The following is a 23495-nucleotide window of genomic DNA, read 5'->3' on the forward strand; positions in this document are numbered from 1 at the left end:
GGAAGGTGATGCCGAAGATGTCAGTCGGGTTTTTTCTTCAATTTCGGGTTGGGAAAAAACTGCACCGCCTGGACTTTCGCATCGGGCGTCTTGAGCGCCGATGTGTTGACCCGGGTGCCCAATTCCTTGGGCACCGACAGGCCTTGCTCGTTGAGCGTGTCGGAATAACCACAGGCCACGCATTCGCGATGGGGCACGCCGTCTTCGTTCCACATCATCAACTTGTCCGGCTCGCTGCACGCCGGGCAGACTGCCCCGGCAATAAAGCGTCGTTTGGTAATCACAGGCCCCTCGCTCATGCTGCCGCGTCCTCGCTCAGGCCGCTATGACGCAAGAGTGCGTCAATCGACGGCTCGCGGCCACGGAAGTCGACGAACAGCACCATTGGCTCCTGGGAGCCGCCGCGCGCCAGGATCGCTTCGCGGAAGGCGCGGCCGGTGTCGGCGTTGAGCACGCCGTCCTCTTCGAACTTGGAGAACGCATCGGCCGACAGCACTTCCGCCCATTTGTAGCTGTAGTAACCCGCCGCGTAGCCGCCAGCGAAGATGTGCGCAAAACTGTTCGGGAAGCGGTTGTAGGCCGGCGGACGCATCACCGACACCTCGTCGCGCACGCCTTCGAGCACTTCCAGTACGTTACGGCCGTCGCCGTGGGTGGCGTGCAGCTCGAAGTCGAACAGCGAGAACTCCAACTGGCGAACCATCATCAGGCCGGACTGGAAATTTTTCGCCGCGAGCATTTTCTCCAGCAGGTCCTGGGGTAGCGGTTCGCCGGTTTCATAATGGCCGGAAATCAGCGCCAGACCTTCGGGTTCCCAGCACCAGTTTTCCATGAACTGGCTAGGCAGCTCCACGGCGTCCCAAGCCACACCGTTGATGCCGGACACGCCGGCATGTTCGACGCGGGTCAACAGGTGATGCAGGCCATGGCCGAACTCGTGGAACAACGTGGTGACTTCGTCGTGGGTCAGCAGCGCCGGCTTGCCGCTGTCGGCCGGGGTGAAGTTGCACACCAGGTTGGCGACCGGGCTTTGCAAGACGCCGTCGACGGTGCGGCGGCGATCACGTGCGCCGTCCATCCAGGCGCCGCCACGCTTGTTGGCGCGGGCATAGAGGTCGAAGAAGAACCGGCCGACGTGCTGGCCGTTTTCCTTGATCTCGAACAGGCGCACATCCGGGTGCCAGCTGTCGAAGCCCTTCAGCTCGGCGATCTCGATCCCATAGAGGCGCTGCACAATGGTGAACAGGCCGCTCAGCACCTTATCGATCGGGAAGTAGGCGCGCAGGGCTTCCTGGGCGACGCTGTAGCGCTGCTGGCGGAGTTTCTCGCCATAGAAGCCGCTGTCCCAGCTTTGCAGGTCGGGGCAGCCCTGTTCGGCGGCGAACGCTTTCAGTTGCTCCAGGTCCTGGGCGGCAAACGGTTTGCTGCGCTTGGCCAAGTCACGCAGGAAGCTGAGCACCTGATCGCTGGACTCGGCCATCTTGGTCGCCAGGCTCAACTCGGCGAAATTGGCGAAGCCCAGCAGGTGGGCCAGTTCCTGGCGCAGGTCGAGAATCTGTTCCATCACCGGGCCGTTGTCGTTCTGACCGGCGTTCGGGCCCTGGGCCGAGGCGCGGGTGCAGTAGGCCGCGTAGACTTCTTCGCGCAGGGCGCGGTCTTCGGCGTAGGTCATCACGGCGTAGTAGCTAGGGAATTCCAGGTTGATCAGCCAGCCATCCAGCCCTTTGGCCTGGGCGGCGGCAGCCATTTGCGCCTTGGCCGAGTCGGTCAGGCCGGCGAGGGCGGCCTCGTCCGTGACGTGCTTGGTCCAGGCCTGGGTCGCGTCGAGCAACTGGTTGGAAAAGCGGCTGCCCAGCTCGGACAATTTGCTTTGCACTTCGGCGTAGCGCTTCTGCTGCTCGGGCGGCAGGTCGATGCCCGACAGGCGGAAATCGCGCAGGGAATGTTCCAGGATGGTTTTTTGCGCCACATCGAAACCGGCCGCCTCGGGGCTGTTCGCCAGGGCTTCGAAGGCCTGGAACAGCTCGCGGTTCTGGCCCAGCTCGGTGGAGTAGGCACTGAGCGCCGGCAGGCACGCCTCGTAGGCTTCGCGCAGTTCGGGGCTGTTGCGCACGGCGTTCAGATGGCTCACCGGGCTCCAGGCCGCGCCGAGGCGATCGTTGAGCTCGTCCATCGCCAATACCAGGCCGGCCCAGGTAGGCTGCTTGACTTGGGTCTTGAGGATTTCGGCGATGGCGGCACGGTTGTCAGCCAGGATCTGCTCGATGGCCGGTTGCACGTGTTCGGCGCGGATCGCCGAGAATGGCGGCAGGTCGTAGGGCTGCAAAAGAGGGTTGTTCACGCTCACGGTTGACACCTTCGCTGGAAGAAACATCGGCCCATCTTAATTACAATCGGCGTTCACCGCAGCTAGCAGCGCCTATCACCCGATAAGAGAGAGCCTATCGTGACCCTTCGCACGTACCAGAATCACAGCCCGCGGCTTGCCCGTGGGGCTTTTGTCGACAGCACCGCGGTGGTGATCGGCGACGTCGAAATCGGCGAAGACAGCTCCGTCTGGCCGCTGACGGTCATCCGCGGCGACATGCACCGCATCCGTATTGGCGCGCGCACCAGCGTCCAGGACGGCTGCGTGCTGCACATCACCCACGCCGGCCCGTTCAACCCCGATGGCTTTCCGTTATTGATCGGCGATGACGTGACCATCGCCCACAAAGTCATGCTCCATGGTTGCGCCGTCGGCAGTCGAATTCTGATCGGCATGGGCAGCATCGTCATGGACGGCGCGGTGGTCGAGGACGACGTCATCATCGGCGCCGGCAGCCTCGTGCCGCCGGGCAAGCGCCTGGAGAGCGGCTTCCTGTACGTCGGCAGCCCGGTGAAACAGGTCCGCCCGCTGACCGACAAGGAACGCGCATTCTTCACCTACAGCGCGGCGAACTACGTAAAGCTCAAGGACCTGCATCTGGCCGAAGGCTACGACCAGCCCTGAACCGTCCCGCCACTGCCCAGGAATTTTCATGCACTACCAGACTGTACTCTTCGACCTCGACGGCACCCTTACCGACCCCAGGGAAGGCATCACCCGTTCGATCCAGTTCGCCCTGAGCAAACTGGGCATCGACGAACCCGACCTGACCCGCCTCGAACACTTCATCGGCCCGCCTCTGTTGCAGGCTTTCATGCAGTTCTACGGCTTCGATGAAGCGAAAGCCTGGGAGGCGGTGTCTTTCTATCGCGAGCGCTTCAAGGTCACCGGCCTGTACGAAAACCGCGTGTTCGATGGCGTCCTGCCGCTGCTGGAAACCCTCGCCGACCAAAATCGGCAGCTGTACATCGCCACGTCCAAGCCCTGGGTTTTCGCCCGGGAAATTGCCCGCCATTTCGACTTCGCCAAGCACTTCAAAGTGATCTACGGCAGCGAACTGGACGGCACCCGCACCGACAAGGTCGAGCTCATCGCCCATCTCATGGCCGAAGAAAGCCTGGACCCGGCCGCCACCCTGATGATCGGCGATCGCAAACACGACCTGATCGGTGCCCGGAGCAACGGCCTGGACGCGGCAGCAGTGGGGTATGGGTTTGGCAGTTTCGAGGAATTGAGCGCGGAAAACCCGGTGCACCACTTCCAGACGTTGGATGAGCTGCACCGGGCATTCCTGCGAACCTGATCAAGACATTGACAAAGCCTGACAGCTTGCCTAACGCCCGTGGCGAGGGAGCTTGCTTGCGCTGGGCCGCGCAGCGGCCCTAATAATCTTGCGTTCGCTGCGCAACCGAGCGGGAGCAAGCTCGCTCGTCACGGGACCGAGGGCGTCGCTGGGCCGTCCCTCTGGGTGCTACCTAAAAATGAGACTGGCGTCATGGCCTCGAAAACGCTCTCTCCAGGCACCTTGATTGTTGCCATTCATTGCTTGAAGATCTCTCGCTCGTTGATGCCTCCCTCTGCCTGGAAACGACCCGAATCATGACGCTCTACCGCCTCCACGAAGCCGATCTCGACATCCCTGACAGTTGGCAGGACCAGAGCATCAATATCTTCAAGCTGCCTGCCGTTGGCGGTGCCAAGGAAGCCAGTTTCGTCATCAGCCGCGATCCGAGCCGGGGCGATACGCCGTTCAACGACTATGTCGACCAACAACTGGCGAGCGCCGAACAGCAGTTACCGGGTTTCAAGCTGATCAAGCGTTGGGATTTCTTGCTGCATGAGCGCGCCGCAGTGTTGCTTGATTACAGCTGGCAGCGCGAAGGGCGCGAGTTGATGCTGCGCCAGGTGTTTATCGACCGCCAGCCCGTGGGGCTGATTACCACGCTGACGACAACGCCGAACGATCTCGTGTTTCACGAGCCGGCCTGGAAAGCGGCCATGCATTCCTTCAAGGTCTTGCCGGCGACCGCCTGATCATTCCAGGAAGAAGACAACGCAATGGACATGCTGGCTGCTGCGCGCCTTGGCGATGAAATAGCCCACGGTTTTGGTGTCGCCGCGATGGTCGCCGGTGCCGTGGCCGGGGCATTGATCGGCGCGGCGGTTGTGGCGGCCACCGTGGCGACCGGGGGCGTGGCGCTGGCAATCATGGCCGGTTCGATTGCCGCCGGCGGGTTGTCGATGTTCCAGATCCTCAAGGGCCTGAACACCATTTTCAACTTGCCCGAGCCCACGACAGGGGCGTTGATCATGGGCAGTCTCAACGTGCACATCAACCGACGCAATGCCATGCGCGCTGGCGTCGATATGTCGGCCGGTTGCACGGGGCTGCCGATGAACCATCCGATCTGGCCGTTCCCGGTGCTGATCGCCGAAGGCAGCGCCACGGTCTACATCAATGGGAAACCGGCGGCGCGGTTGCAGAGCAAGATGGTCTGCGGCGCCCACATCAAGACTGGCAGCGCGAATACGTTCATCGGCGGGCCGACGGTCTCGGTGGCGTTTGTCCTCGACATCGAAGGCTGGCTGCACACCGGACTTGAAGCATTGGGGTTGGTGGCCATGGGCGCTGCCGCCGTGTTGGCTGCGATGGCCGGGGCGGCGGCTTTTGCCGGGTTCGTGGTCATCGGTGGCGCCATGATGGGCGGCATGGCGCTGCTGGGCGACCTGGGCGACCGCCTCGGGCCCGGTTATCGCGATCTGCTCCAAGGCATCGCCGGCATGGCGCTGCTGGGGCTGGGGCCGAAAATGGCGCGTCTCGGCGCGGGGCCAAAACCGCGTGTCGCGGCCTACAAGCCAGGCACGACCGAGGCCGATATCATGGCGATCCCCAAGGGCAGCCGGCCACCGCCGAGCGACTATCTCGAAGGCCCATACATCGACAAGCACCTCAAGACCTTCGAGGATGAGGGCGGCAGTTTCCTCTTCACCGCCGACGATATTTCCAACCCCAAATACGGGTCGTTCAACCCGAACAAGTTCGTTATGGCGAAGTCGGACCTGAACGCGGTGGTCGCCGAGTACAAAAAAACCGGCGACGTTTCGGTACTGGAATCGGCCTTGGGTTACGATCCGGGGTCGCTGGTGGGCAAGGACATCTACATGATGAACCTGGACAAGCCCAAGGTGCTGATGCCGACCGGCAACGAGGGCGGTGTGAACTCCCTATGGCGACCCGGCGGCCTGACCCATCCAGGCGGCATGCGCGAAGCCGTGCTGGACAACGTGCCCATCGCCCACGGCAACGACATCAATGCGCTGATGACGACCCGAGACGTAGTGAGAATCCAATGAACAACCCGCAAGACAACGTGCTGCTGTTGGCCCTCGCCAATGATGAATTGGATAAATTCCTGGTGGGCGAGCCGTTCTACTTTCTCGAGGCCAAGAACGACAACGACGAGCCCCAAAACGTAGTCGCGGCGTTCGACCGGTTGATCATGCCCTACTGGCTCCAGACCCATGACCCGAGTTTCCCGGCGCGATTCGTGGCGGGCCTGTTGCGGATGCTGGCGACATATCCAGACCGGACACGGGCGATCTACATCGCTGCCGATTGGGTCTGGTATTACCGTTTCTGCCAGGACAAGCAGCGCCAGCAGCCGCTGGGCCCCTACGGCGATCTGTTCGACGTGGACATGGGCGGCGTCGCCTTGGCCCTCAAGCGCCTGTTGGAAAACCACAAGGCCGAACTGGTGGCCGATACGCGGTGGGCCGGTGCGGCGTGGAACAGCCCGGACGGCATGTGGACGCCCTTGATGCGTTCGGCGGTGATGGTGCGGGACAAGTTGGGCGGGCCGGATTTCGTGCCGGCCAATATCTGAGCCGGCCATTGCCTGGTCAGGACAAAAAGCCGACATCGCAGGTACGAAGCCGCTCTGTAGCGAGGGGTTCACGCCTGCGCATCAAAACGTCAACGAGCCCTTGATCGTCGCCCAGTGCGCTGCCTCGGCATCGCCCAGCTTCTGGGCTTTGACATAACTCAAGGCAAGCATATTGCGCGTGCCCGGCAATACCAGCGCCAGTTGATACTGGAAGACCTTCTCGTTGCCCTTGTTGAACTGGCTGCGTAATTCAATGGCTTCGACTTCCTGGTTCGCACCCACGCGCAGGGTGGCGCCCGGCTGGCAGCGCAGGTCCTGGACTTGTTTCTCCAAGCGCTTGAGCTGCTCGTCGAGATTGCTTTGCAAGGTTTCACCCTCGGCCAGCAGGCTGCGGCTGACGATCAGCGACGTGCCCAGTTCAGGGAACTTTAGGATATTGATCGAGGCGTCGAGCAACTCGGCGGGCGGCAGTTGCAGCTGGAATTCGTTGAGGCGGTAAGTCATGGTGCTTGGTTCTCTGAATTAGCCCTTGGGCGCCGGGAACGCGGCGGCGACGTTCGCGTCGATGCTGGCCTTGACGCCCTGACCGTCCGGCGTGGCGCCGGGGCCGCCGCCATTGTTCAGGTGCAGCACGCCGCCGGTGTTGAATTCGGCATCGCCGCTGGCGTAAAAGCTGATTTGCACGCCGGTCAGGTTGATCTGGCCGCTGGCGTTGAGCTCCAGGATGCTTTCACCGCACACCAGGCGCAGGTTCTCGCCCACTTCGATGACGTAGCTCTGGCTGATGCTGTCGGTCTTGCGCTGGCCCACCGACAAAATGTCCTCCTGCTTGACGATGCGCAGGCGGTTGTTGCCGATGGTCACGGTTTCGTTGTGGCCAATGCTTTTGTTGCGGTCGTGGCCCACCGAATGGCTCTCGTCCACCTCGACCACGATGTCCTGGTTGCGCTCGGCATGGATGTACAACTGCTCGGCGCCTTTCTTGTCTTCCATGCGGATTTCGTTGAAGTTCGCCGGCGTGCCGCCTTTGCTCGAACGGCTCTTCATGCCGCTCTGGGTGGCATTTTCAGGCAGGTCGTAGGGCACGGTCTGCTCGGCGTTGTAGACACGACCGGTGATGATCGGCCGGTCAGGGTCGCCCTCGAGGAAGCTCACGATGACTTCCTGGCCGATGCGCGGAATCTGCATCGAGCCCCAGTTCTTGCCGGCCCAGGACTGCGACACGCGAATCCAGCACGAGCTGTTTTCGTTGGATTGGTCGTGCCGGTCCCAATAGAAGTGCACCTTCACCCGGCCGAACTGATCGGTCCAGATTTCCTCGCCCTTGGGGCCGACCACCAACGCGGTCTGCGGTCCCTTGACGATGGGCCGGTGGGTGATCGCCATCGGCCGGAAGCTCTGTTGGGCGTCGATACAGGTCAGGCTGCTTTCGAACTGTGCCGAAGGCGCGCCGACGCCGCTCTCGCCGCTTTCCTGGGAGATGTAATAGCGCGCGCCGACGATCAGGTATTCGCGGTTCTGGTCCTGTCGGGTGAAACCGGTGAGGCTGAACAGATGCCCCGACCCCAGGCCCCGGGCGTTGCCCGCCAGCTCGACCTGCTCGTGCTGGGTCTGCAAGGCTTCGATTCGGGTGCGGGCGTAGTGCTCGCCGTCTTCGCTTTGCACGTAGGTGCCCGGGTAATCGAACAGCGGATAGTCGCCGGCAGCATGCGGGCGGGGCATGGCCGAGCGCACGTCGATGCGCGCGCTGGGGCGCTGGAAATCATAGTCGTTAAGCTCCAGCGAACCCGGCTGGACTTCCTGGGCCAGGTGCCAGTCGTGGATATGGTCGCGCTCGCGCTGCTGCTCGTTCTTCGGGTAGTAAGGCACCGATCCATAGCCGGGCGCCGTGGTGTGGGCGCCGTAGGCGTCGGCCAGCACCAGCACATGACGGCCCTGTTCATGGCGGAAGAAGTAGTAGATGCCTTCCTGCTCCATCAACCGACTGACGAAATCGAAGCTGGTCTCGCGGTACTGGACGCAGTATTCCCACTCGCGATACGGGCGGCTGAGGGTGTCTTCGAAGTCGGAAAAACCCAGGTCGCGAAACACCTGCTTGATGATCTGCGGGATGGTCAGGTTCTGGAAAATCCGGCAGTCGGAAGTGCGTGTCAGCAGCCACAACCAAGGGCGCAGCGTGGCCTGGTAACTGGCGAACTGGCCCTGGTCGACGTTCTGGCTGAAGCGCGCAACGATGCCGTGGAAATGCCGTTCGCCGCCACCGTCCAGCTGAACGCTCACGCACATCGGTTTGCCGAGCACCTGATTGAGGTCGATGGCGTTGTCCAGCGAGTGCAGCTGCAACTCATAGTTGAACAGCCGCCCCAGCTCTTCGCCGCCGCCCATGTCCTTGAGCAACAACACCTCGGGCCCCAGCGGGCTGGTGATCTTGGCCAGGCGTGAGGCTTGGTTGAATAGCATCGGTGATCTCATGTAAAGGGTAATAACTGACGGAACCGAATAGCCCTTGTGGGAGCGAGCCTGCTCGCGAAAGCGGTGTGTCAGTCAACAAGGATGTCACTGACAGATTGCATTCGCGAGCAGGCTCGCTCCCACAGGGTCGTGCGGTGTTACCTGAAGTCAGGCCGCATCGCTGAAATCGTACTTCAGTTCATTGTCCACCGCGCTGATCCGCACGCCGGCCATGGCCTTGCCTTCGAGCATGCGGGTGAGGAACTCGCGGCTCATGTCCGGCAGCAGGCTGTTGGTCAGGATGGTGTCGATCATGCGCCCGCCGCTTTCGGTTTCGGTGCAACGCGAGACGATCAGGTCGATCACCGCGTCGTCGTAGTCGAAGGTCACTTTATGGGTGCTCTCCACGCGCTTCTTGATGCGGTTGAGTTGCAGGCGGGTGATGGCCTTGAGCATCTCGTCGCTGAGCGGGTAGTACGGGATTGTCACCAGACGACCGAGCAGGGCCGGCGGGAAAATTTCCAGCAGCGGCTGGCGCAGGGCCTTGGCGATTTCTTCCGGTTCTGGGACGTTCTGCGGGTCCTTGCAGACCTGGGCGATCAGCTCGGTGCCGGCGTTGGTGGTCAGCAGGATCAAGGTGTTCTTGAAATCGATCACCCGGCCTTCGCCGTCCTCCATCACGCCTTTGTCGAACACCTGGAAGAAGATTTCGTGCACGTCCGGGTGGGCTTTTTCCACCTCGTCCAGCAGCACCACGCTGTACGGTTTGCGCCGCACGGCTTCGGTCAGCACGCCGCCTTCGCCGTAGCCGATGTAGCCCGGTGGCGCGCCCTTGAGGGTGGACACGGTGTGGGCTTCCTGAAACTCGCTCATGTTGATGGTGATGACGTTCTGCTCGCCGCCGTACATGGCTTCGGCCAGGGCCAGGGCGGTTTCGGTCTTGCCCACGCCGGAGGTGCCGGCGAGCATGAACACGCCAATCGGCTTGCTCGGGTTGTCGAGGCCGGCGCGGGAGGTCTGGATGCGCTTGGCGATCATCTGCAAGGCATGGTCCTGGCCGATGATGCGTTTTTTCAGGTGCTGGTCGAGGTTGAGCACGGTTTCCAGTTCGTTGCGGGCCATGCGGCCCACCGGGATACCGGTCCAATCGGCAACCACCGAGGCCACGGCCTGATAATCCACGGTCGGCAGGATCAATGGGTTTTCACCTTGCAGGGCGGTCAGGCGCTGTTGCAGGTCCACAAGTTTCTCGCGCAGGGCGTGGCTTTCGTTGTCAGAAGCTTCGCTGCGGTCTTCGCTGTCCACCGCGCCGACGCGCTCGCGCAGGGTGGCGCGGGTTTCCAGCAATTGGTCCACCAGGGTTTTCTCTTCGGCCCAGCGGCTTTCCAGCTCCGCCAGACGCTCACGTTCGGCGCCCAGCAGGCTTTCGCTCTGGGTCTGGCGGCTGCCGATGGCCACGCCGATGGCGTGCTCGCGGGCAATGATTTGCAGCTCGGTTCCCAGCGCTTCGATACGGCGGCGGCTGTCGTCCACTTCGGCGGGCACGGCGTGCAGGCTGATGGCGACGCGGGCGCAGGCGGTGTCCAGCAGGCTCACGGATTTATCCGGCAACTGGCGCGCGGGAATGTAGCGGTGGGACAACTTGACCGAGGCTTCCAGGGCTTCGTCGAGGATCTGCACCTGATGGTGTTTTTCCATGGTCGAGGCCACGCCGCGCATCATCAGCAGGGCCTTGTCTTCAGACGGTTCGGCGACTTGCACCACTTGGAAGCGGCGGGTCAGGGCCGGGTCTTTTTCGATGTGCTTCTTGTACTCGGCCCAGGTCGTGGCGGCCACGGTGCGCAAGGTGCCGCGGGCCAGGGCCGGCTTGAGCAGGTTGGCCGCGTCGCCCGTACCGGCGGCGCCACCGGCACCCACCAGGGTGTGGGCTTCGTCGATGAACAGGATGATCGGCTTGGGCGAGGCCTGGACGTCTTCGATGACCTGGCGCAAGCGTTGTTCGAATTCGCCTTTCATGCTCGCGCCGGCCTGCAACAGGCCCACGTCGAGGCTGCGCAGCTCCACGTCCTTGAGGGACGGCGGCACGTCGCCGGCGACGATGCGCAAGGCAAAGCCTTCGACCACGGCGGTCTTGCCCACGCCGGCTTCACCGGTGAGGATCGGGTTGTTCTGCCGACGGCGCATGAGGATGTCCACCAGTTGGCGGATCTCTTCGTCACGGCCGACGATGGGGTCGAGCTTGCCGCTGCGGGCCTGCTCGGTGAGGTCGACGGTAAAGCGCTTGAGCGCTTCCTGCTTGCCCATGGCGCTAGGGGCCATCGCGCCGCTGGCCTCGCCCGGCACCGCGCCGGCGTTGAAACCGTCGCTGGCGGCCAGGGCGTTTTCAGGCGAGTCGCCAACGTATTCATCGAAGCGTTCGCTCAAGGCTTCAACCTTGACTTTGTCGAACTCCGACGACAGGCCCAGCAGCGCGTGGCGCAGGCTCGGCGTCTTGAGGATGCCCAGCACCAAATAACCGGTGCGCACCTGGCTTTCGCCGAACATCAGGCTGCCGTAGACCCAGCCGCGTTCCACGGCTTCTTCAACGTGGGAGGACAGGTCGGTGATTGATGTCGAACCGCGTGGCAAACGATCCAGTGCCTCGGTCAGGTCACGGGCCAGGCGCGCCGGCTCGATGTTGAACTGGCGGATGATGCGGTGCAGGTCCGAGTCCTGCAGTTGCAGCAATTGATGAAACCAGTGGGCCAGCTCCACATAAGGGTTACCGCGCAATTTGCAGAACACGGTGGCGGCTTCGATGGCTTTGTAGGCCACGCTGTTGAGTTTGCCGAACAACGCGGCGCGACTGATTTCACCCATGCTCATGGCTCCTTGAGGTCTGTGAGGTGTTGGCCTGTTCGGCGTAATGCCGGGCCAGTATTAGATCGTTGGCATCTTTTTCAGGTCGTCCCAGCCAGGTGTTGAAGCCCAGGCGGAAACGGCCATTGAGTTGTAGTGGGGGCACTTCGGGCTGTTCCAGCACCAGGTTCAGGTCCCAGTCCAGCTCGTGTCCCAGGTATTCCGCGACCCAGGCCACCAGCTCGTTGAACGGTTGGCTGCCGGGCAGCATGCCCATGTAGTCATCGAGCTTGAGCGGGCCCAGGCGAATGCGGAATTTGTGCTGGCGGTCCCACACGAAACGGCCCAGGCAGAAGTCCACGCCCAACTGATGGGCGCTGACACCGACGCGGCTGCGCTCCGGCAGTTCCAGCCACTGGCCGACGTATTCTTCGATTTCCACCGGCAGGCCGAAATACTCGCTGAGGATCGCCTTCAGGCCGTCCGGATAACGGGTTTGCGCCGAGAGGTGGCCACTGTAGTGCAGCTTCGCCGTGTCGGGGATCAATCCTTGGTTGAGCAGGCTCGGCATGCCCCGGCCGCTGAGTGCCGCCAGGCGCGCCGACCAATAGTCATCGTCCGGGCGATCGTGGCTGACGGTCGGCCGCGCTTCGGCCCAGGCCCGGTAGAACAGGCTGAGCAGGCGATGGTGGAACACGTCGAGGAAGCGCTTGCTGGTGCTGTCGCCATTGTTGCGCTGGCGTTCGCGCACGTATTCGGTGATGTGCAGCGGCATCGGGCCGTTGGGGCCGCCGAGGCCGAAGAAGAACTGTTCCAGGCGCGCCGGCGCGCCGTCCACGCCCGGTTGCACCGAGGCCAGGGTCGCCGGGGCGAAGGTACAGTCGGCCTGTTGCCCGAGGCGCAACGGGTCATCGGCCAGGCGCAGGGAATGGCCCAGGCGCGGCAGTTCGGGGGTTTCACATTCGATGCGCCGCAACGCCTGGAAAAAGTCGTATTCCCAGGGTTCCTGGTGCATCGCCTCCAGGGTACTCACAGGGTCGGACGACGTCCGGGCTTGGCTTTCCATCGCATGATCTCGCCGCGTTCGGTGGTACGGATCACCGTCTCGGTAAAACTGTTGATCGACACGTAGCGTGCCAGGAAGCGCTCCAGTACCGCGCCGAGCAGGAACACCCCGGTGCCGCGAAACGCGTTTTCATCGAATTCCAGGGTGATCTCCAGGCCACGCCCAAAGACGATCGGGCCGGGCATCGGCAGGCGGCGGGTGCACGCCTTGCTGCTGACCTCCCGTAAGCCTTCGATCTGCAATTGCAGCGCGGCGTCGTTGCTGTCGCCGTACAGTCGCAGCAGCTCACGCAAGGCGGCGGCGCCTTGGCCCTGTTCGCTCAACGACAGGTAGTTCAGGGACAACTGGCTGATCAATCGCCAGGCCTTGGCGTCATGGGCATGGCTGGCCCGTGGGCGACTGGGACCTGCCACGCAACGCACCGCGCCCACCGGCGCACTGTCGGCCAGGGTGAAATCGGTCTTGCCGTTGCCCACGCTCATGAACAGCGGCAGATCGCGGTTGGTGCACAGCGCGGTCACCCCCAGCTGGCGCAAGTCGTGGCGATAGGGCGCTTGCTGGCTGTCAACCAGGCTGACAAAGGTCTCGCTGCCGACGTAGGTCGAGCGCGGGCCGTTGCGGCGCTGGTCGCTGGACAGCACGCGGGGTTCGCGGCGTACGGTGTAATAGGCTTTGTCGCGGCCGTAGCGGGACGGATCGCGCACCGCATAGAACGGCAGGAACGGTTGCTCCGGCCCGGTGCCGTGGCCGGTCAATCCGGTCAGCGAATGCACTTCGAAATCCATCGGCCGGGTGCGGTCGGCAATCACATGGTGTTCGTTGACCCGGTCCGACAAGTGAATGCGGTCCAGGCGCTTGGGAAACAGATTGATCGCCGGGGTGCAGAACGGCAGGAATTGCGAGGCGCCGACACTGCCTTCCAGGCTCGGATCGTGACGGTCGAACAGCACGATCAATTCCAGCTCCTGGCCTTCGCAGCGCTTGACCGCGCGGCTGAGCTGGGTGAAGTCGACGAACAGGAAGCGATGGGGCAGGGCGAAATATTCCTGCAGCAGCCGATAGCCCTGGAAAGCCCGCGACACCACCGGCAATGCGGCCTCGGCGTCATCGAAGCCTTGGGAACGCAATGCATCCTGGGGCAACCGTTCGACCCAATTGCCGCCGGGCTGGCGCGCGAACACCGCGCAGGCGTTGCCCAGCAGCTGTTCGTAAAGGCGGAAGGGCTGTTCGTCGGCGCCGCTGAGGTACAGCGGCAGATTGTCCAGGGCCAGGCTGTTGAACGGCAGCTCGGCGCCGGTGCGCAGGGTCAGGCGCAGGCCGGCCTTGGCTTTCGGTTCGCTGGCGGCCAAACGCCCGAGCACGGCGGACGGGTTGCCGAAATATTCGGCCTGGCTGACCTGCAACGGCCACAACGTCACCGGGTGAGCGGTGCGGTACTCGCAGCAAGTCTGGGACTCGCGACCCAGGGCGGCGCGCAGCACGGTATCGCGGGGCAGCGGGAAACCACTGCTCAGCGAGCCTTCGTCCGGGTCGGCCTGCATTTGCACCACGGTCATCGACGGCGTCGGCGCCAGGTAGTGCGGGTAGGCGATTTCCAGCAGGTTGTGGGTGAAGGTCGGGTACTCGGCGTCGAGCTTGAGTTGTACCCGCGCCGTCAGATAGGCGAAGCCTTCCAGCAGGCGCTCGACATACGGGTCGGCGCAGTCCATCCCGGCCAAGGTCAGCCGGCTGGCGATCTTGGGGTATTCCTTGGCGAACTCCGCGGCGCTTTCGCGCACGTGGTGCAGTTCCTGGTTGTACAGCTCCAGCAGGCGCGGGTTCATGGGCGTCTCCGCTGGTCGGCGTTGACGACGCGCACGTGGCCGGTTTCCAGGTCCAGGTCGGTTTGCAGCATCAGGCGCAGCGGCACCGGCTGCGCCCAGAGGTCGCCTTCGATCTCGAAGCTCAGGGCGTTGTGGTTCATCTCGGCCGTCGCCCGGGCTCGCACGCGCAACGTGTGACGCAGGATGCGCGGTTCGAACGTGGCGATGGCCTGATGGATCAAGGTTTCCAGGGCGGCGACGTCGACGTTCGACGCGCTGTTGCCCGCCAGCGCCGGCAGGCCGAAATTCACCACCGACGTGCCCGCCGGCGTGTGCAGCGTGGCATCGCCGTCGAGCAGCGAGGTGGTGTTGAGCAGCCACGCCAGGTCACGCAGCACCGAGGCTTTCAATTGCGTCAGGGAAAGCACGCGCTTGTCGGCGCTTTCCTTGGGGTTGGTCGGATCGTCGTCGGTCAGCCGGTCCAGCAAGGACGGTTGCAAGCGATCGCGGGTGGCGATTTCGGTTACCACGTGAATGGCGCTACGTACATTTTCTGGTCCGCTCCCGGGCCGCAGAATGCATAGATGCTTACCGGAGCTGCTTCAAAGCCCTGCGGCATCTGACGGATAGCCTGCATCTTGGTGATGCAATCGCGACTGGGCGCGGGCATGTGCTCGCTACGCCAAACCGCAAATATCGGTACTTCGTTGAACTTCTCCACGCGCAGCTGCTGCTTGTCCAACATAAAGCTGCAGGGCCATTCCATATCCAATTGCATGCGGCTCTGGTCGGATTTGAGCAGTGCGCACTGGCCTTGATCGTCAATCAGGCTAAGTGCTTGCCCAACGAAAACAGCTCGGGTTGCCGTCGTCTCGGTATGTTCGGCACATGCGCTCAGGCAAACCAGATTCATCGCCAGGCAAGCAGCGAGCAGGTGCTTTTTCATCATGTCAGCTCCCAGAACCAGACAGCCTTGGACCTGTAGAAAAGATCACCGGTTTGAGTCACGCCCCGGTTCCATAGATCGATGTGATCGCCGGTGCGGTTTTCCTCGGTCTGGCCCTGTTGCCGATAACAGTCTTTGAAGAATATCAACCCGGTCTTGCTCATCAACTTCTGCCGGTCGGCGGCGCTATTGCTGAGGATGGTAGGTCGCCCCAGATGGTGCTTCCACAACCAGTTCGCCAACGATTCGGCGCCCCTGGCGTGTTCATGGGCACACTTGGGTTCGGTGTAGGTGAATTTATTGACTTTGATAGTCTTCTCGGCATTGAGCGTCACGCTCATGCGTATGGCGCACTGGTTGGCCCACGGACCGTCGCAAGGCTTTGCATCGGGATGGGTTATCCGCAAATCGGAATACGCTTTCCACAAATTGATAAACGCAGGCTTGGCCATGACTCAGACACCGGGCAGGAAAGGATGGGATGCGAGCAAGCACCAAACACCCCCGGCGCGTGGCGCCAGGGGCGTGTTCGATTACACCTTGACGTTCTGACGGATGTTCCAGCCGAACTTGACCGGGCCGCCTTCCTTGGTGCCGTCGGCTTTCTGCGGCTGGTAGTCCACCAGCACCTTGGCGAAGTTCAGGGTGACGTTTTCGGTCAGGCGATCATCGCCACCCGAGCCGCCGGTGCTCAGGGAAGTGATCAGCACTTCTTCCAGGTTGATGATCATGTACTCGACCTGGTTTTCGCCGCCGGCCTTGCGCACGGTCAGCTTGACCTTGTCGACGTGCTTGCCGCTGGCGCAGTGCATCATCAGGTTCGGTGAAGCCTTGTCGACGTACTTGGTCAGAGACAGGTCCTGGATGCTCACCTTGCCCGCGCCACCGCCACTGCCCACGTGCATGTTGCCGGTCTGGGACATGCCCCAGCTCCAGTTCAGGACGTCGATCTCGTCCTTGTGGACCTTGTCCATGGACTCGCCCTTGATGTCGCCGATCTTGATGAAAATATCAACAGCCATGTTTTCTCCCTGTGTGGTCTCTACCACGTTGTTTGGTTGACGCTGACCTTGCGAAATCTGTTTTGCCGAGCGGAACTAAGGTGATCTCCAAACTGCTGAAGATCCCTTGTGGGAGCGAGCCTGCTCGCGATGGCGGCGGGTCAGGCAACGCAGGTGGCGACTGATCCACTGCCATCGCGAGCAGGCTCGCTCCCACATGTTCTATTGCGTACGTTCAGTGGGTTTTTAAGCGCCCTTGGCCGAAGGCAGTTTCGATACCAGGCGCAGCGACACGGTCAGCCCTTCGAGCTGGTAGTGCGGACGCAGGTAGAACTTGGAGTTGTAGTACCCCGGGTTGCCTTCGACTTCTTCGACGATCACTTCGGCGGCAGCAAGCGGGTGCTGGGCCTTGGTGGTCTCGGTGGAGTGCGCCGGATCACCGTCGACGTAGTTCAGAATCCAGTCCTGCAACCAGCGCTGCATTTCGTCCTTCTCTTTGAAGGAGCCGATCTTGTCGCGCACGATGCACTTGAGGTAGTGGGCGAAACGGCAGGTGGCGAACAGGTACGGCAGGCGCGCGGCCAGGTTGGCGTTGGCGGTGGCGTCCGGGTCGTCGTATTCGGCCGGTTTCTGCAGGGACTGGGCGCCGATAAACGCGGCGAAGTCGGTGTTTTTCTTGTGCAGCAGCGGCATGAAACCGTTCTTCGCCAGTTCCGCTTCACGGCGGTCCGAGATAGCGATTTCAGTCGGGCACTTCATGTCCACGCCACCGTCGTCGGTCGGGAACGTGTGGGCCGGCAGATTTTCCACTTCACCGCCCGACTCCACGCCACGGATGCGCGAGCACCAGCCGAAGTGTTTGAAGGAACGGTTGATGTTCACCGCCATCGCGTAGGCCGCGTTGGCCCAGGTGTACTTGGAGCTGTCGGCGCCGTCGGTGTTTTCTTCGAAGGCGAAGGCTTCCACCGGGTCGGTCTTGGCGCCGTACGGCAAGCGCGCCAGGAAGCGCGGCATGGTCAGGCCGATGTAGCGCGAGTCTTCCGACTCACGCAGCGAACGCCAGCCGGCGTATTCCGGCGTGGTAAAGATCTTGGTCAGGTCGCGCGGGTTCGACAGTTCCTGCCAGGAGCCCATGCCCATCACGGTTGGCGAGGCAGCGGCAATGAACGGCGCGTGCATCGCGGCGCAGACTTTCGACAGTTCGCCCAGCAGTTCCACGTCCGGTGGCGACTGGTCGAAGTAGTAGTCGCCAACCAGGCAGCCGTAAGGCTCGCCGCCGAACTGGCCGTATTCTTCTTCGTACATCTTCTTGAAGATCGGGCTCTGGTCCCACGCGGTGCCCTTGAATTTCTTCAGGGTCTTGTGCAGATCAGGCTTGGAGATGTTGAGCACGCGGATCTTGAGCTGCTCATCGGTCTCGGTGTTGTTGACCAGGTAGTGCAGGCCACGCCAGGCGCTTTCCAATTGCTGGAAATCCGGGTGGTGGATGACCTGGTTGACCTGGGCGGTGAGCTTGGCGTCGATGGCGGCGATGATCGACTCGATCGACTTGATGGCGTCGTTGGACACCAGGTCGGTCTGCGCCAGGGCCTGTTCGGCCAGGGTGCGCACGGCGGTCTCGACGGCTTCGCGGGCACGTTCGGTCTTGGGTTTGAATTCTTGCAGCAGCAGCGAGGCGAACTCGCTGGTTTCTTCGGTGGCGCCCAGGTTCTGGGGCTGATTGTCGCGTACCAAATCGTTCATGATTGTTAGTCCTTAAGCCTTGGGCTCTGCGTCGGCGGGCTTCGGCGCGCTCGCCAGGGCCTGCAACAGCGCTGGGTCCTTGATCGCCTTCATGATGATTTCCTCGGCGCCGGTCTTGCCGTCCATGTAGGTCAGCAGGTTGGCCAATTGGGTACGCGCTTCGAGCAGCTTGTTCAGCGAGTCGATCTTGCGCGCCACGGCTGCCGGGCTGAAGTCGTCCATGCTTTCGAAGGTCAGGTCCAGGCTCAGGTTGCCTTCGCCGGTCAATTCGTTAGGCACATGGAACGCCACGCGCGGCTGCATGGCCTTGAGGCGCGAGTCGAAATTGTCGACGTCGATCTCGAGGAACTTGCGATCGGCCACCGGTGCCAGAGGCTCGGCGGGCTTGCCGGCGAGGTCGGCCATTACCCCCATGACGAAGGGCAACTGGACCTTTTTCTCGGCGCCGTAGAGCTCGACGTCGTACTCGATCTGCACTCGAGGCGCGCGGTTGCGCGCGATGAATTTCTGAGAACTTTGCTTCGCCACGTTGCTGCTCCTGGTCGCTTGAGCGACGGTGTTGGCGTCATCGGGAGGTACCTATGACGTGACTGCGTGATCCGCTCGCTTTTTATTCGCTTTCCGGGCCGCGCAGGTTTTCAAATTGACTCATGCCGTCGGGAATCAGATTGCGCACGATCGCCGCGAAGTCGGCGTGCACCAGATTCTTCGCCCGATTCAACAGCACCGGCAGCGGGCTGGAGGGCTCATGGCGGGTGTAGTACGCCAGGATCCGGTCCAGGCTGCGCAGCACGTCGTCACGGTTGTTGATTTCCCCCGGGACGGTACTGCGGGGCGCGCCTGGTGAGCTGGTGTATTCGACGGGTGCGGTGTCGTCGGTTTCGACAGGATCGGCAAGGTCGCTGTCGCCGCTCTGCGGGGCGAACTGACCGAGTATCTGCAACGCCATTTTCAGCGGCTGCTTCAACGGGCCGAGGTCCACGCCTTGGGCGGAACCGACCTGGTCGCTGACCTGCTGTTCGATGGCTTCGGCGGCGCTGCGGGCTTCCAGCAGGGCGGCACGGATGACTTCCAGCTGCTCGGGGTCGCTGTCGAGCAGGGCGCCGGCGAGCTGTTCGGCGCCGAGACTTTCATCGGGGAAACTTTGCAAGCCGCTGGCATTGGCGGCGGCGCGCAGGCTGACGGCGCCGAACGTTCGCGAGCGGGCCAGGATGCTCTCGCGCAACAGGCGAATGGTGACGTCCGACGTCAGGCCGGCGAGGGCATTGATGCGCACGGTGGGGTCGTTGTCGTCATCGGCGTCCAGGCGCGGGTGCAGGTCGGCCCAATATTGCTTGAGCAACTCGCTGATCAGCGTCAATGCGCGGGCGAGGCCGGGAATGCCTTCCAGGGCCAGGGAGCTCTGCAACAGGAAATGAGTGATGCGCAGGTCTTTGCTGCGCTGCAACAGGTCCAGGCTCTGCTGCTGGATGCTGCGCCATTCAGGGGGTTCGGCGGGCAGGATCGAATCGCCCATGCTGCGTTCGGGCTGGCCTCGGGAATCACGTTCCAGACGCAAGAAATCCGCGTCATATTCCAGGTCTTCACCGCAAGGCGAATTCGCGGAAACGGCGGCGAGCAACAAAGGCACATCCACTTGGATCGATCTCCCTATCACCCGCTGAAGAAGTCGGGCAGTGCACACGCAAGTTTCGGATGAAACTTCACATGTTCCTTGAGGATAATGGCGCTATAAGAGCGTAGTGATCTTAAAGTGCCATCATGTATATTCAAGAAGTTGTGCATTTTTGGTGTAGTACTTATCCGTTGTCAAGGTAAGCTATTTCGCCGATGTGACAGTTGTGAGGTGCTTAACAACCCGCGCGACTCGTAGGTCGAAGCAGGCACTGGAACAGGTTTTTTTGTCACGCAGGCCGGTTAAGATCAGCGATCATGCTGGCAAAAAGCCGTTCCGGTCGCAGGCAAGGATCCCATGTCGCATCGACGGGGCCCCGTTCTTATGTATCGCCAGCGACAAGAAGTATTCAGCAAGGAGGCGAGATGCCGCTGTGTTTGACTATCACTAGTTATCACAAGATTACCCCCGGACAATGTTCTGAAAAGACCTTGGGTCAGGGTGTGATGGCAATTGGCCGTAGTTCCGATAATGATTGGGTTTTGCCGGATCCGGAACGCCTGGTCTCGGGCAAGCATTGCGTTATCCAATACAAGGACGGGCGTTATTACTTAACCGACAACAGCACTAACGGTGTGGAGTTGGTCAAGGCCGGTATTCGCCTGCGCAAAGGCAATAGCGAGCCGTTGCAGGACGGCGAGATCATCCGCATTGGCGATTATGAGATCCAGGCGCGGGTCGACTGCGACCTGCCGATGACCGACAGCAATCCGTTCGCCGAAGCCCCCAGCAGTTTCGAAGCCTTGATGGGCCGTCAGAGCGCATCCGTGAATACGCCTTCGCCGATGCCCGTCGCCATGCCGGCCCACTTCCAGGGCGTATCGTCCATGGACACACTGCCGGACCTGTTCGACTTCCTCACCCCGCCCAGCGTCCCGCCGGCGACCCAGCCGGATCATGTGCCGGCCGAGCAGCACGATTTCCGTGCGCCTACGCCGATCCCCCGCCCGACCCCCCCGCCTGTGGCTGAGCCGGTGTTCGAGCCAGTGGCGGGAACGCCGGCCCCGGTCATTCCGGCAGACTGGGATCTGTTCAGCGACAAGCCAGCGCCCGTGGCACCGATTCCCGTTGCGCCGCTGCCCGAGCCGGTTCCCGTACCGGCAATCCCTGTGGTTGAGGTCGTTGCGCCGATTGAATCCGCGCCGCGACCAGAAGCGCCCTTCAGCCGCGTCGAACCGACGACCTCCCCGGTGCAAACCTCTCAACCCGACCTGCTCCAGGCTTTCCTGCGCGGCGCCGGGCTGGATCAGTTGCGCCTGGACAAGGCCAACGCCGAGGCGCAGATGGAGAGCATCGGGCGCAGTTATCGCTTGATGGTCGAAGGGCTGATCGATGTACTGCGCGCCCGCAGCAGCCTCAAGGGTGAATTCCGCATCCAGCAGACGATGATCCAGCCGGTGGAAAACAACCCGCTGAAGTTCGCCCCCAATGTCGATGAAGCCCTGCTGTTGCTGTTGCGCCATGGCAACCAGGCATTCATGGCCCCGGACGTGGCGGTGCGTGACAGTTTCGATGATCTGCGCGCCCACCAGTTGGCGGTCATGGCCGGCGTGGAAGCGGCGATCAAGCATTTGCTGGCGCGCTTCGAGCCGGCGCAACTGGAAGAACGCATGGCCAAGCCTGGTGGACTTTCAGGCATTTTCAGCGGCTCGCGACAGGCCCAGTACTGGCAGCAATTCACCGAGCTCTACAGCAACATTTCCCGGGAAGCCCAAGAGGATTTCCAGGACCTGTTCGGTCGTGAGTTCAGCCGCGCTTACGAAGAGCACAGCACACGACAGCGACGCCGTTGAGCGGCGCCGCCTTAACGATACTGATCAAGACAACAACGGATAGCTCAAACGTCATTGAGGACGCAGGATGATCCCCAGGTTTTTACTCGCAGTCGCCGTAGCGCTTCTGCTGACGGCGTGCGCCAAGGATGCGGCCCAACCCCAGCCCGAAGAAGCTGAGGCCGACACCGCCGCCATCGAGCTGCACTTCCATTCCATCGCCGGGCTCAACCCCGGTGCCTCCGGCCAGCCAGCGCCGGTGCGGGTGCGTATTTTTGAACTGAAGAATGCGGCCACTTTTGGCCGCGCCGATTATTTCGCCTTGGCCGAGCGGGCCCAGGCGACGCTCGGTGCGGACCTGATCGACCAGGACGAAGTGCTGATCCAGCCGGACCAGCAATTGAGCCTGAAACGTGAGCTCGACCCGGCCACTCGGCACATCGGAATACTGGTGGGCTATCGCGAGTTGGACCAGTCGCTATGGCGCACGGTGATGAATGTACCGGCGCGCGAATACACCGAATACCAGATCAGCCTCGACGTGCGCGCCGTGCGCAGCGCCGTCGTCGTTCCCCCATCCAGCCCTGCCCAATAAGGAATCGGAGCCCCCATGTCCTGGAACAATCGCGTGGTCTGGTCGGAAGGCATGTTCATTGGAACGCAGCACTTCCAGCAGCATGACCGTTACCTGGAAAACCTCATCGACGCCCGCAGCCGCCCCTTGTCGGCCGGTGCCTGGGGTTTTTCCGAATTGCTGATCGACCAGGGCCTGCTGGCCCAGGGCAAGCTGGCCATCCTCTCGGCTCGGGGCCTGCTGCCGGACGGCACGCCGTTCAACATTCCCCAGGATGATTTGGCGCCGACCCCACTGAACATCGACGACAACCTGCGCGATGGCGTGGTGTACCTGGCGTTGCCGCTCAAGCGCGCCGGTGCCCGCGACACCGTGGACGAAGGTGAAGACCTCGGTGCTGCGCGTTATGTCAGCCAGGTGTGTGAAGTGCGCGACGACAACGCGCCGTTCGAAAACCGCGCGCCGGTGGCCGTGGGTTCCCGGGCGTTGCGCTTGTTGACCGAACAGGATGGCATCGGCGACTACGCCGCGATTGGCGTGGTGCGCATCAAGGAAAAACGCGCCGACCGGGCCCTGGTCCTCGACGACAGCTACATTCCACCGCTGCTGGATGTGGCGGCTTCCAAGCCACTGGCGGCGTTTCGCAGCGAACTGCTGGGCCTGCTGCATCAACGCGGTGAAGCCTTGGCCGGGCGGGTGGTGGCCTCGGGGGCCGGTGGCGCCTCGGAGATCGCTGATTTCATGCTGCTGCAACTGGTCAACCGCGCCCAGCCGCTGATCCAGCACCTGAGCCAGTTGACGCCGCTGCACCCCGAGCGCTTCTACAGCGAACTGGTCAGCCTGGCGGGAGAGTTCTCGACCTTTACCGCGTCAGCACGGCGGCCGCAGCCCTATCCGCAGTACCAGCACGATGACCTGGCGCTCAGCTACGCGCCGGTGATGCAGGCCTTGCGTGAGGCCCTGTCGATGTTGATCGACAGCAAGGCCACGCCGATCCCGATCGTTGAAAAAGCCTACGGCATTCACGTGGCGATGCTGGCCGACAAGACCCTGCTCGACAGCGCCAGTTTCATCCTGGTGGTACGCGCCGACGTGCCCGCCGAAACCCTGCGCGGCCGCTTCGGCCAGCAGAGCAAGGTCGGCTCGGTGGAGCACATCCGCGACCTGGTCAACCTGCAATTGCCGGGCATCGGCCTGCTGCCGTTGCCGGTAGCGCCACGCCAACTGCCGTACCACGCCGGTTCCACCTATTACGAGCTCGACCGGGGCAGCGATCACTGGCAGCAGTTGAGCAACTCCGGCGGCTTTGCGTTCCACATCGCCGGCCAGTTCCCGGGGCTGAACCTGGCGTTCTGGGCGATCCGAGGATAAACCG

The 23495-nt window shown here is 62.5% G+C and carries 22 protein-coding genes; 8 read left to right on the forward strand and 14 right to left on the reverse strand.

Going from position 1 to position 23495, the window contains the following annotated elements:
* Window positions 1-20: 20 nt before the first annotated feature.
* Complete coding sequence (locus ACLK1G_RS20700) at window positions 21-299, reverse strand: YheV family putative zinc ribbon protein (protein WP_420767120.1); 279 nt, start codon at window positions 297-299, stop codon at window positions 21-23.
* A complete protein-coding gene (prlC, locus tag ACLK1G_RS20705; RefSeq protein ID WP_420767121.1) occupies window positions 296-2347 on the reverse strand; it encodes an oligopeptidase A in 2052 nt (683 codons plus the stop codon). Before prlC ends, ACLK1G_RS20700 begins: the two co-directional genes overlap by 4 nt.
* A 99-nt stretch (window positions 2348-2446) precedes the next feature.
* On the opposite strand from prlC, the gene ACLK1G_RS20710 reads away from it, so the two are divergent.
* From ACLK1G_RS20710 to ACLK1G_RS20730, 5 genes are all read left to right on the forward strand, one after another.
* On the forward strand, window positions 2447-2992 hold the full coding sequence (locus tag ACLK1G_RS20710; RefSeq protein ID WP_420767122.1) for a gamma carbonic anhydrase family protein: 546 nt from the start codon (window positions 2447-2449) through the stop codon (window positions 2990-2992).
* A gap of 28 nt (window positions 2993-3020) precedes the next feature.
* A complete protein-coding gene (locus ACLK1G_RS20715) occupies window positions 3021-3671 on the forward strand; it encodes an HAD family hydrolase (protein WP_420767123.1) in 651 nt (216 codons plus the stop codon).
* Window positions 3672-3967: 296 nt separating this feature from the next.
* A complete protein-coding gene (locus tag ACLK1G_RS20720; protein ID WP_420767124.1) occupies window positions 3968-4402 on the forward strand; it encodes a DcrB-related protein in 435 nt (144 codons plus the stop codon).
* A 24-nt stretch (window positions 4403-4426) separates the two neighbouring features.
* Entirely contained in the window at window positions 4427-5722 is a 1296-nt protein-coding gene (locus ACLK1G_RS20725; RefSeq protein ID WP_420767125.1) for a PAAR domain-containing protein, read from the forward strand.
* Complete coding sequence (locus ACLK1G_RS20730) at window positions 5719-6252, forward strand: hypothetical protein (RefSeq protein WP_420767126.1); 534 nt, start codon at window positions 5719-5721, stop codon at window positions 6250-6252. Before ACLK1G_RS20725 ends, ACLK1G_RS20730 begins: the two co-directional genes overlap by 4 nt.
* An 81-nt stretch (window positions 6253-6333) precedes the next feature.
* Here ACLK1G_RS20730 and ACLK1G_RS20735 read toward each other — a convergent pair whose 3' ends face one another.
* The 12 genes from ACLK1G_RS20735 to tssA all read right to left on the reverse strand — a co-directional run bounded on the left by ACLK1G_RS20735 (window position 6334) and on the right by tssA (window position 19735).
* Window positions 6334-6756 carry a DcrB-related protein gene (locus ACLK1G_RS20735; protein WP_420767127.1) on the reverse strand — a complete coding sequence of 141 codons (423 nt, stop codon included), beginning with the start codon at window positions 6754-6756 and terminating at the stop codon, window positions 6334-6336.
* 18 nt (window positions 6757-6774) lie between these two features.
* Window positions 6775-8712, reverse strand: a complete 1938-nt coding sequence (locus ACLK1G_RS20740; RefSeq protein ID WP_420767128.1) for a type VI secretion system Vgr family protein — start codon at window positions 8710-8712, stop codon at window positions 6775-6777.
* 159 nt (window positions 8713-8871) lie between these two features.
* Window positions 8872-11562: a type VI secretion system ATPase TssH gene (gene tssH / locus ACLK1G_RS20745; protein WP_420767129.1), complete on the reverse strand. Its 2691-nt coding sequence runs from the start codon at window positions 11560-11562 to the stop codon at window positions 8872-8874.
* Window positions 11555-12607, reverse strand: coding sequence for a type VI secretion system baseplate subunit TssG (gene tssG, locus ACLK1G_RS20750; protein ID WP_420767130.1), 1053 nt, complete (start codon window positions 12605-12607; stop codon window positions 11555-11557). The genes tssH and tssG overlap by 8 nt, the downstream gene beginning before the upstream one ends.
* Window positions 12571-14430, reverse strand: coding sequence for a type VI secretion system baseplate subunit TssF (gene tssF, locus ACLK1G_RS20755; RefSeq protein WP_420767131.1), 1860 nt, complete (start codon window positions 14428-14430; stop codon window positions 12571-12573). Before tssF ends, tssG begins: the two co-directional genes overlap by 37 nt.
* Window positions 14427-14939, reverse strand: a complete 513-nt coding sequence (gene tssE, locus ACLK1G_RS20760) for a type VI secretion system baseplate subunit TssE (protein ID WP_420767132.1) — start codon at window positions 14937-14939, stop codon at window positions 14427-14429. Before tssE ends, tssF begins: the two co-directional genes overlap by 4 nt.
* Window positions 14933-15358 (reverse strand): hypothetical protein, encoded by a 426-nt coding sequence (locus ACLK1G_RS20765; protein ID WP_420767133.1) that lies wholly within the window; start codon window positions 15356-15358, stop codon window positions 14933-14935. Before ACLK1G_RS20765 ends, tssE begins: the two co-directional genes overlap by 7 nt.
* Entirely contained in the window at window positions 15355-15807 is a 453-nt protein-coding gene (locus ACLK1G_RS20770; RefSeq protein WP_420767134.1) for a T6SS effector amidase Tae4 family protein, read from the reverse strand. Before ACLK1G_RS20770 ends, ACLK1G_RS20765 begins: the two co-directional genes overlap by 4 nt.
* Before the next feature lie 81 nt (window positions 15808-15888).
* Window positions 15889-16377 carry an Hcp family type VI secretion system effector gene (locus ACLK1G_RS20775; RefSeq protein WP_420767135.1) on the reverse strand — a complete coding sequence of 163 codons (489 nt, stop codon included), beginning with the start codon at window positions 16375-16377 and terminating at the stop codon, window positions 15889-15891.
* 225 nt (window positions 16378-16602) lie between these two features.
* On the reverse strand, window positions 16603-18099 hold the full coding sequence (gene tssC / locus ACLK1G_RS20780) for a type VI secretion system contractile sheath large subunit (protein WP_030138240.1): 1497 nt from the start codon (window positions 18097-18099) through the stop codon (window positions 16603-16605).
* A gap of 12 nt (window positions 18100-18111) precedes the next feature.
* The gene (gene tssB, locus ACLK1G_RS20785; RefSeq protein WP_186633609.1) at window positions 18112-18627 is read right to left on the reverse strand and encodes a type VI secretion system contractile sheath small subunit; all 516 of its coding nucleotides are present in this window, start codon (window positions 18625-18627) and stop codon (window positions 18112-18114) included.
* An 82-nt stretch (window positions 18628-18709) separates the two neighbouring features.
* The gene (tssA, locus tag ACLK1G_RS20790; protein ID WP_420767136.1) at window positions 18710-19735 is read right to left on the reverse strand and encodes a type VI secretion system protein TssA; all 1026 of its coding nucleotides are present in this window, start codon (window positions 19733-19735) and stop codon (window positions 18710-18712) included.
* 404 nt (window positions 19736-20139) lie between these two features.
* Here tssA and tagH point away from each other — a divergent pair, with 404 nt between their 5' ends.
* The 3 genes from tagH (at window position 20140) to tssK (ending at window position 23491) form a co-directional block, all read left to right on the forward strand.
* Complete coding sequence (gene tagH / locus ACLK1G_RS20795) at window positions 20140-21567, forward strand: type VI secretion system-associated FHA domain protein TagH (RefSeq protein ID WP_420767137.1); 1428 nt, start codon at window positions 20140-20142, stop codon at window positions 21565-21567.
* A gap of 67 nt (window positions 21568-21634) precedes the next feature.
* Window positions 21635-22141 carry a type VI secretion system lipoprotein TssJ gene (gene tssJ, locus ACLK1G_RS20800; protein WP_420767138.1) on the forward strand — a complete coding sequence of 169 codons (507 nt, stop codon included), beginning with the start codon at window positions 21635-21637 and terminating at the stop codon, window positions 22139-22141.
* A gap of 15 nt (window positions 22142-22156) precedes the next feature.
* Complete coding sequence (tssK, locus tag ACLK1G_RS20805) at window positions 22157-23491, forward strand: type VI secretion system baseplate subunit TssK (RefSeq protein ID WP_420767139.1); 1335 nt, start codon at window positions 22157-22159, stop codon at window positions 23489-23491.
* Window positions 23492-23495 lie beyond the last annotated feature (4 nt).

Origin of the sequence: Pseudomonas algeriensis, from assembly GCF_048847255.1 — a bacterium.
Classification (GTDB): domain Bacteria; phylum Pseudomonadota; class Gammaproteobacteria; order Pseudomonadales; family Pseudomonadaceae; genus Aquipseudomonas.

Coding starts and splice junctions, on each gene's coding strand:
- ACLK1G_RS20700 (WP_420767120.1), bottom strand. CDS start 299: ATGAGCGAGGGGCCTGTGATTACCAAACGACGCTTTATTGCCGGGGCA.
- ACLK1G_RS20715 (WP_420767123.1), top strand. CDS start 3,021: ATGCACTACCAGACTGTACTCTTCGACCTCGACGGCACCCTTACCGAC.
- ACLK1G_RS20720 (WP_420767124.1), top strand. CDS start 3,968: ATGACGCTCTACCGCCTCCACGAAGCCGATCTCGACATCCCTGACAGT.
- ACLK1G_RS20725 (WP_420767125.1), top strand. CDS start 4,427: ATGGACATGCTGGCTGCTGCGCGCCTTGGCGATGAAATAGCCCACGGT.
- ACLK1G_RS20730 (WP_420767126.1), top strand. CDS start 5,719: ATGAACAACCCGCAAGACAACGTGCTGCTGTTGGCCCTCGCCAATGAT.
- ACLK1G_RS20735 (WP_420767127.1), bottom strand. CDS start 6,756: ATGACTTACCGCCTCAACGAATTCCAGCTGCAACTGCCGCCCGCCGAG.
- ACLK1G_RS20740 (WP_420767128.1), bottom strand. CDS start 8,712: ATGCTATTCAACCAAGCCTCACGCCTGGCCAAGATCACCAGCCCGCTG.
- tssH (WP_420767129.1), bottom strand. CDS start 11,562: ATGGGTGAAATCAGTCGCGCCGCGTTGTTCGGCAAACTCAACAGCGTG.
- tssG (WP_420767130.1), bottom strand. CDS start 12,607: ATGGAAAGCCAAGCCCGGACGTCGTCCGACCCTGTGAGTACCCTGGAG.
- tssF (WP_420767131.1), bottom strand. CDS start 14,430: ATGAACCCGCGCCTGCTGGAGCTGTACAACCAGGAACTGCACCACGTG.
- ACLK1G_RS20765 (WP_420767133.1), bottom strand. CDS start 15,358: ATGATGAAAAAGCACCTGCTCGCTGCTTGCCTGGCGATGAATCTGGTT.
- ACLK1G_RS20770 (WP_420767134.1), bottom strand. CDS start 15,807: ATGGCCAAGCCTGCGTTTATCAATTTGTGGAAAGCGTATTCCGATTTG.
- ACLK1G_RS20775 (WP_420767135.1), bottom strand. CDS start 16,377: ATGGCTGTTGATATTTTCATCAAGATCGGCGACATCAAGGGCGAGTCC.
- tssC (WP_030138240.1), bottom strand. CDS start 18,099: ATGAACGATTTGGTACGCGACAATCAGCCCCAGAACCTGGGCGCCACC.
- tagH (WP_420767137.1), top strand. CDS start 20,140: ATGCCGCTGTGTTTGACTATCACTAGTTATCACAAGATTACCCCCGGA.
- tssJ (WP_420767138.1), top strand. CDS start 21,635: ATGATCCCCAGGTTTTTACTCGCAGTCGCCGTAGCGCTTCTGCTGACG.
- tssK (WP_420767139.1), top strand. CDS start 22,157: ATGTCCTGGAACAATCGCGTGGTCTGGTCGGAAGGCATGTTCATTGGA.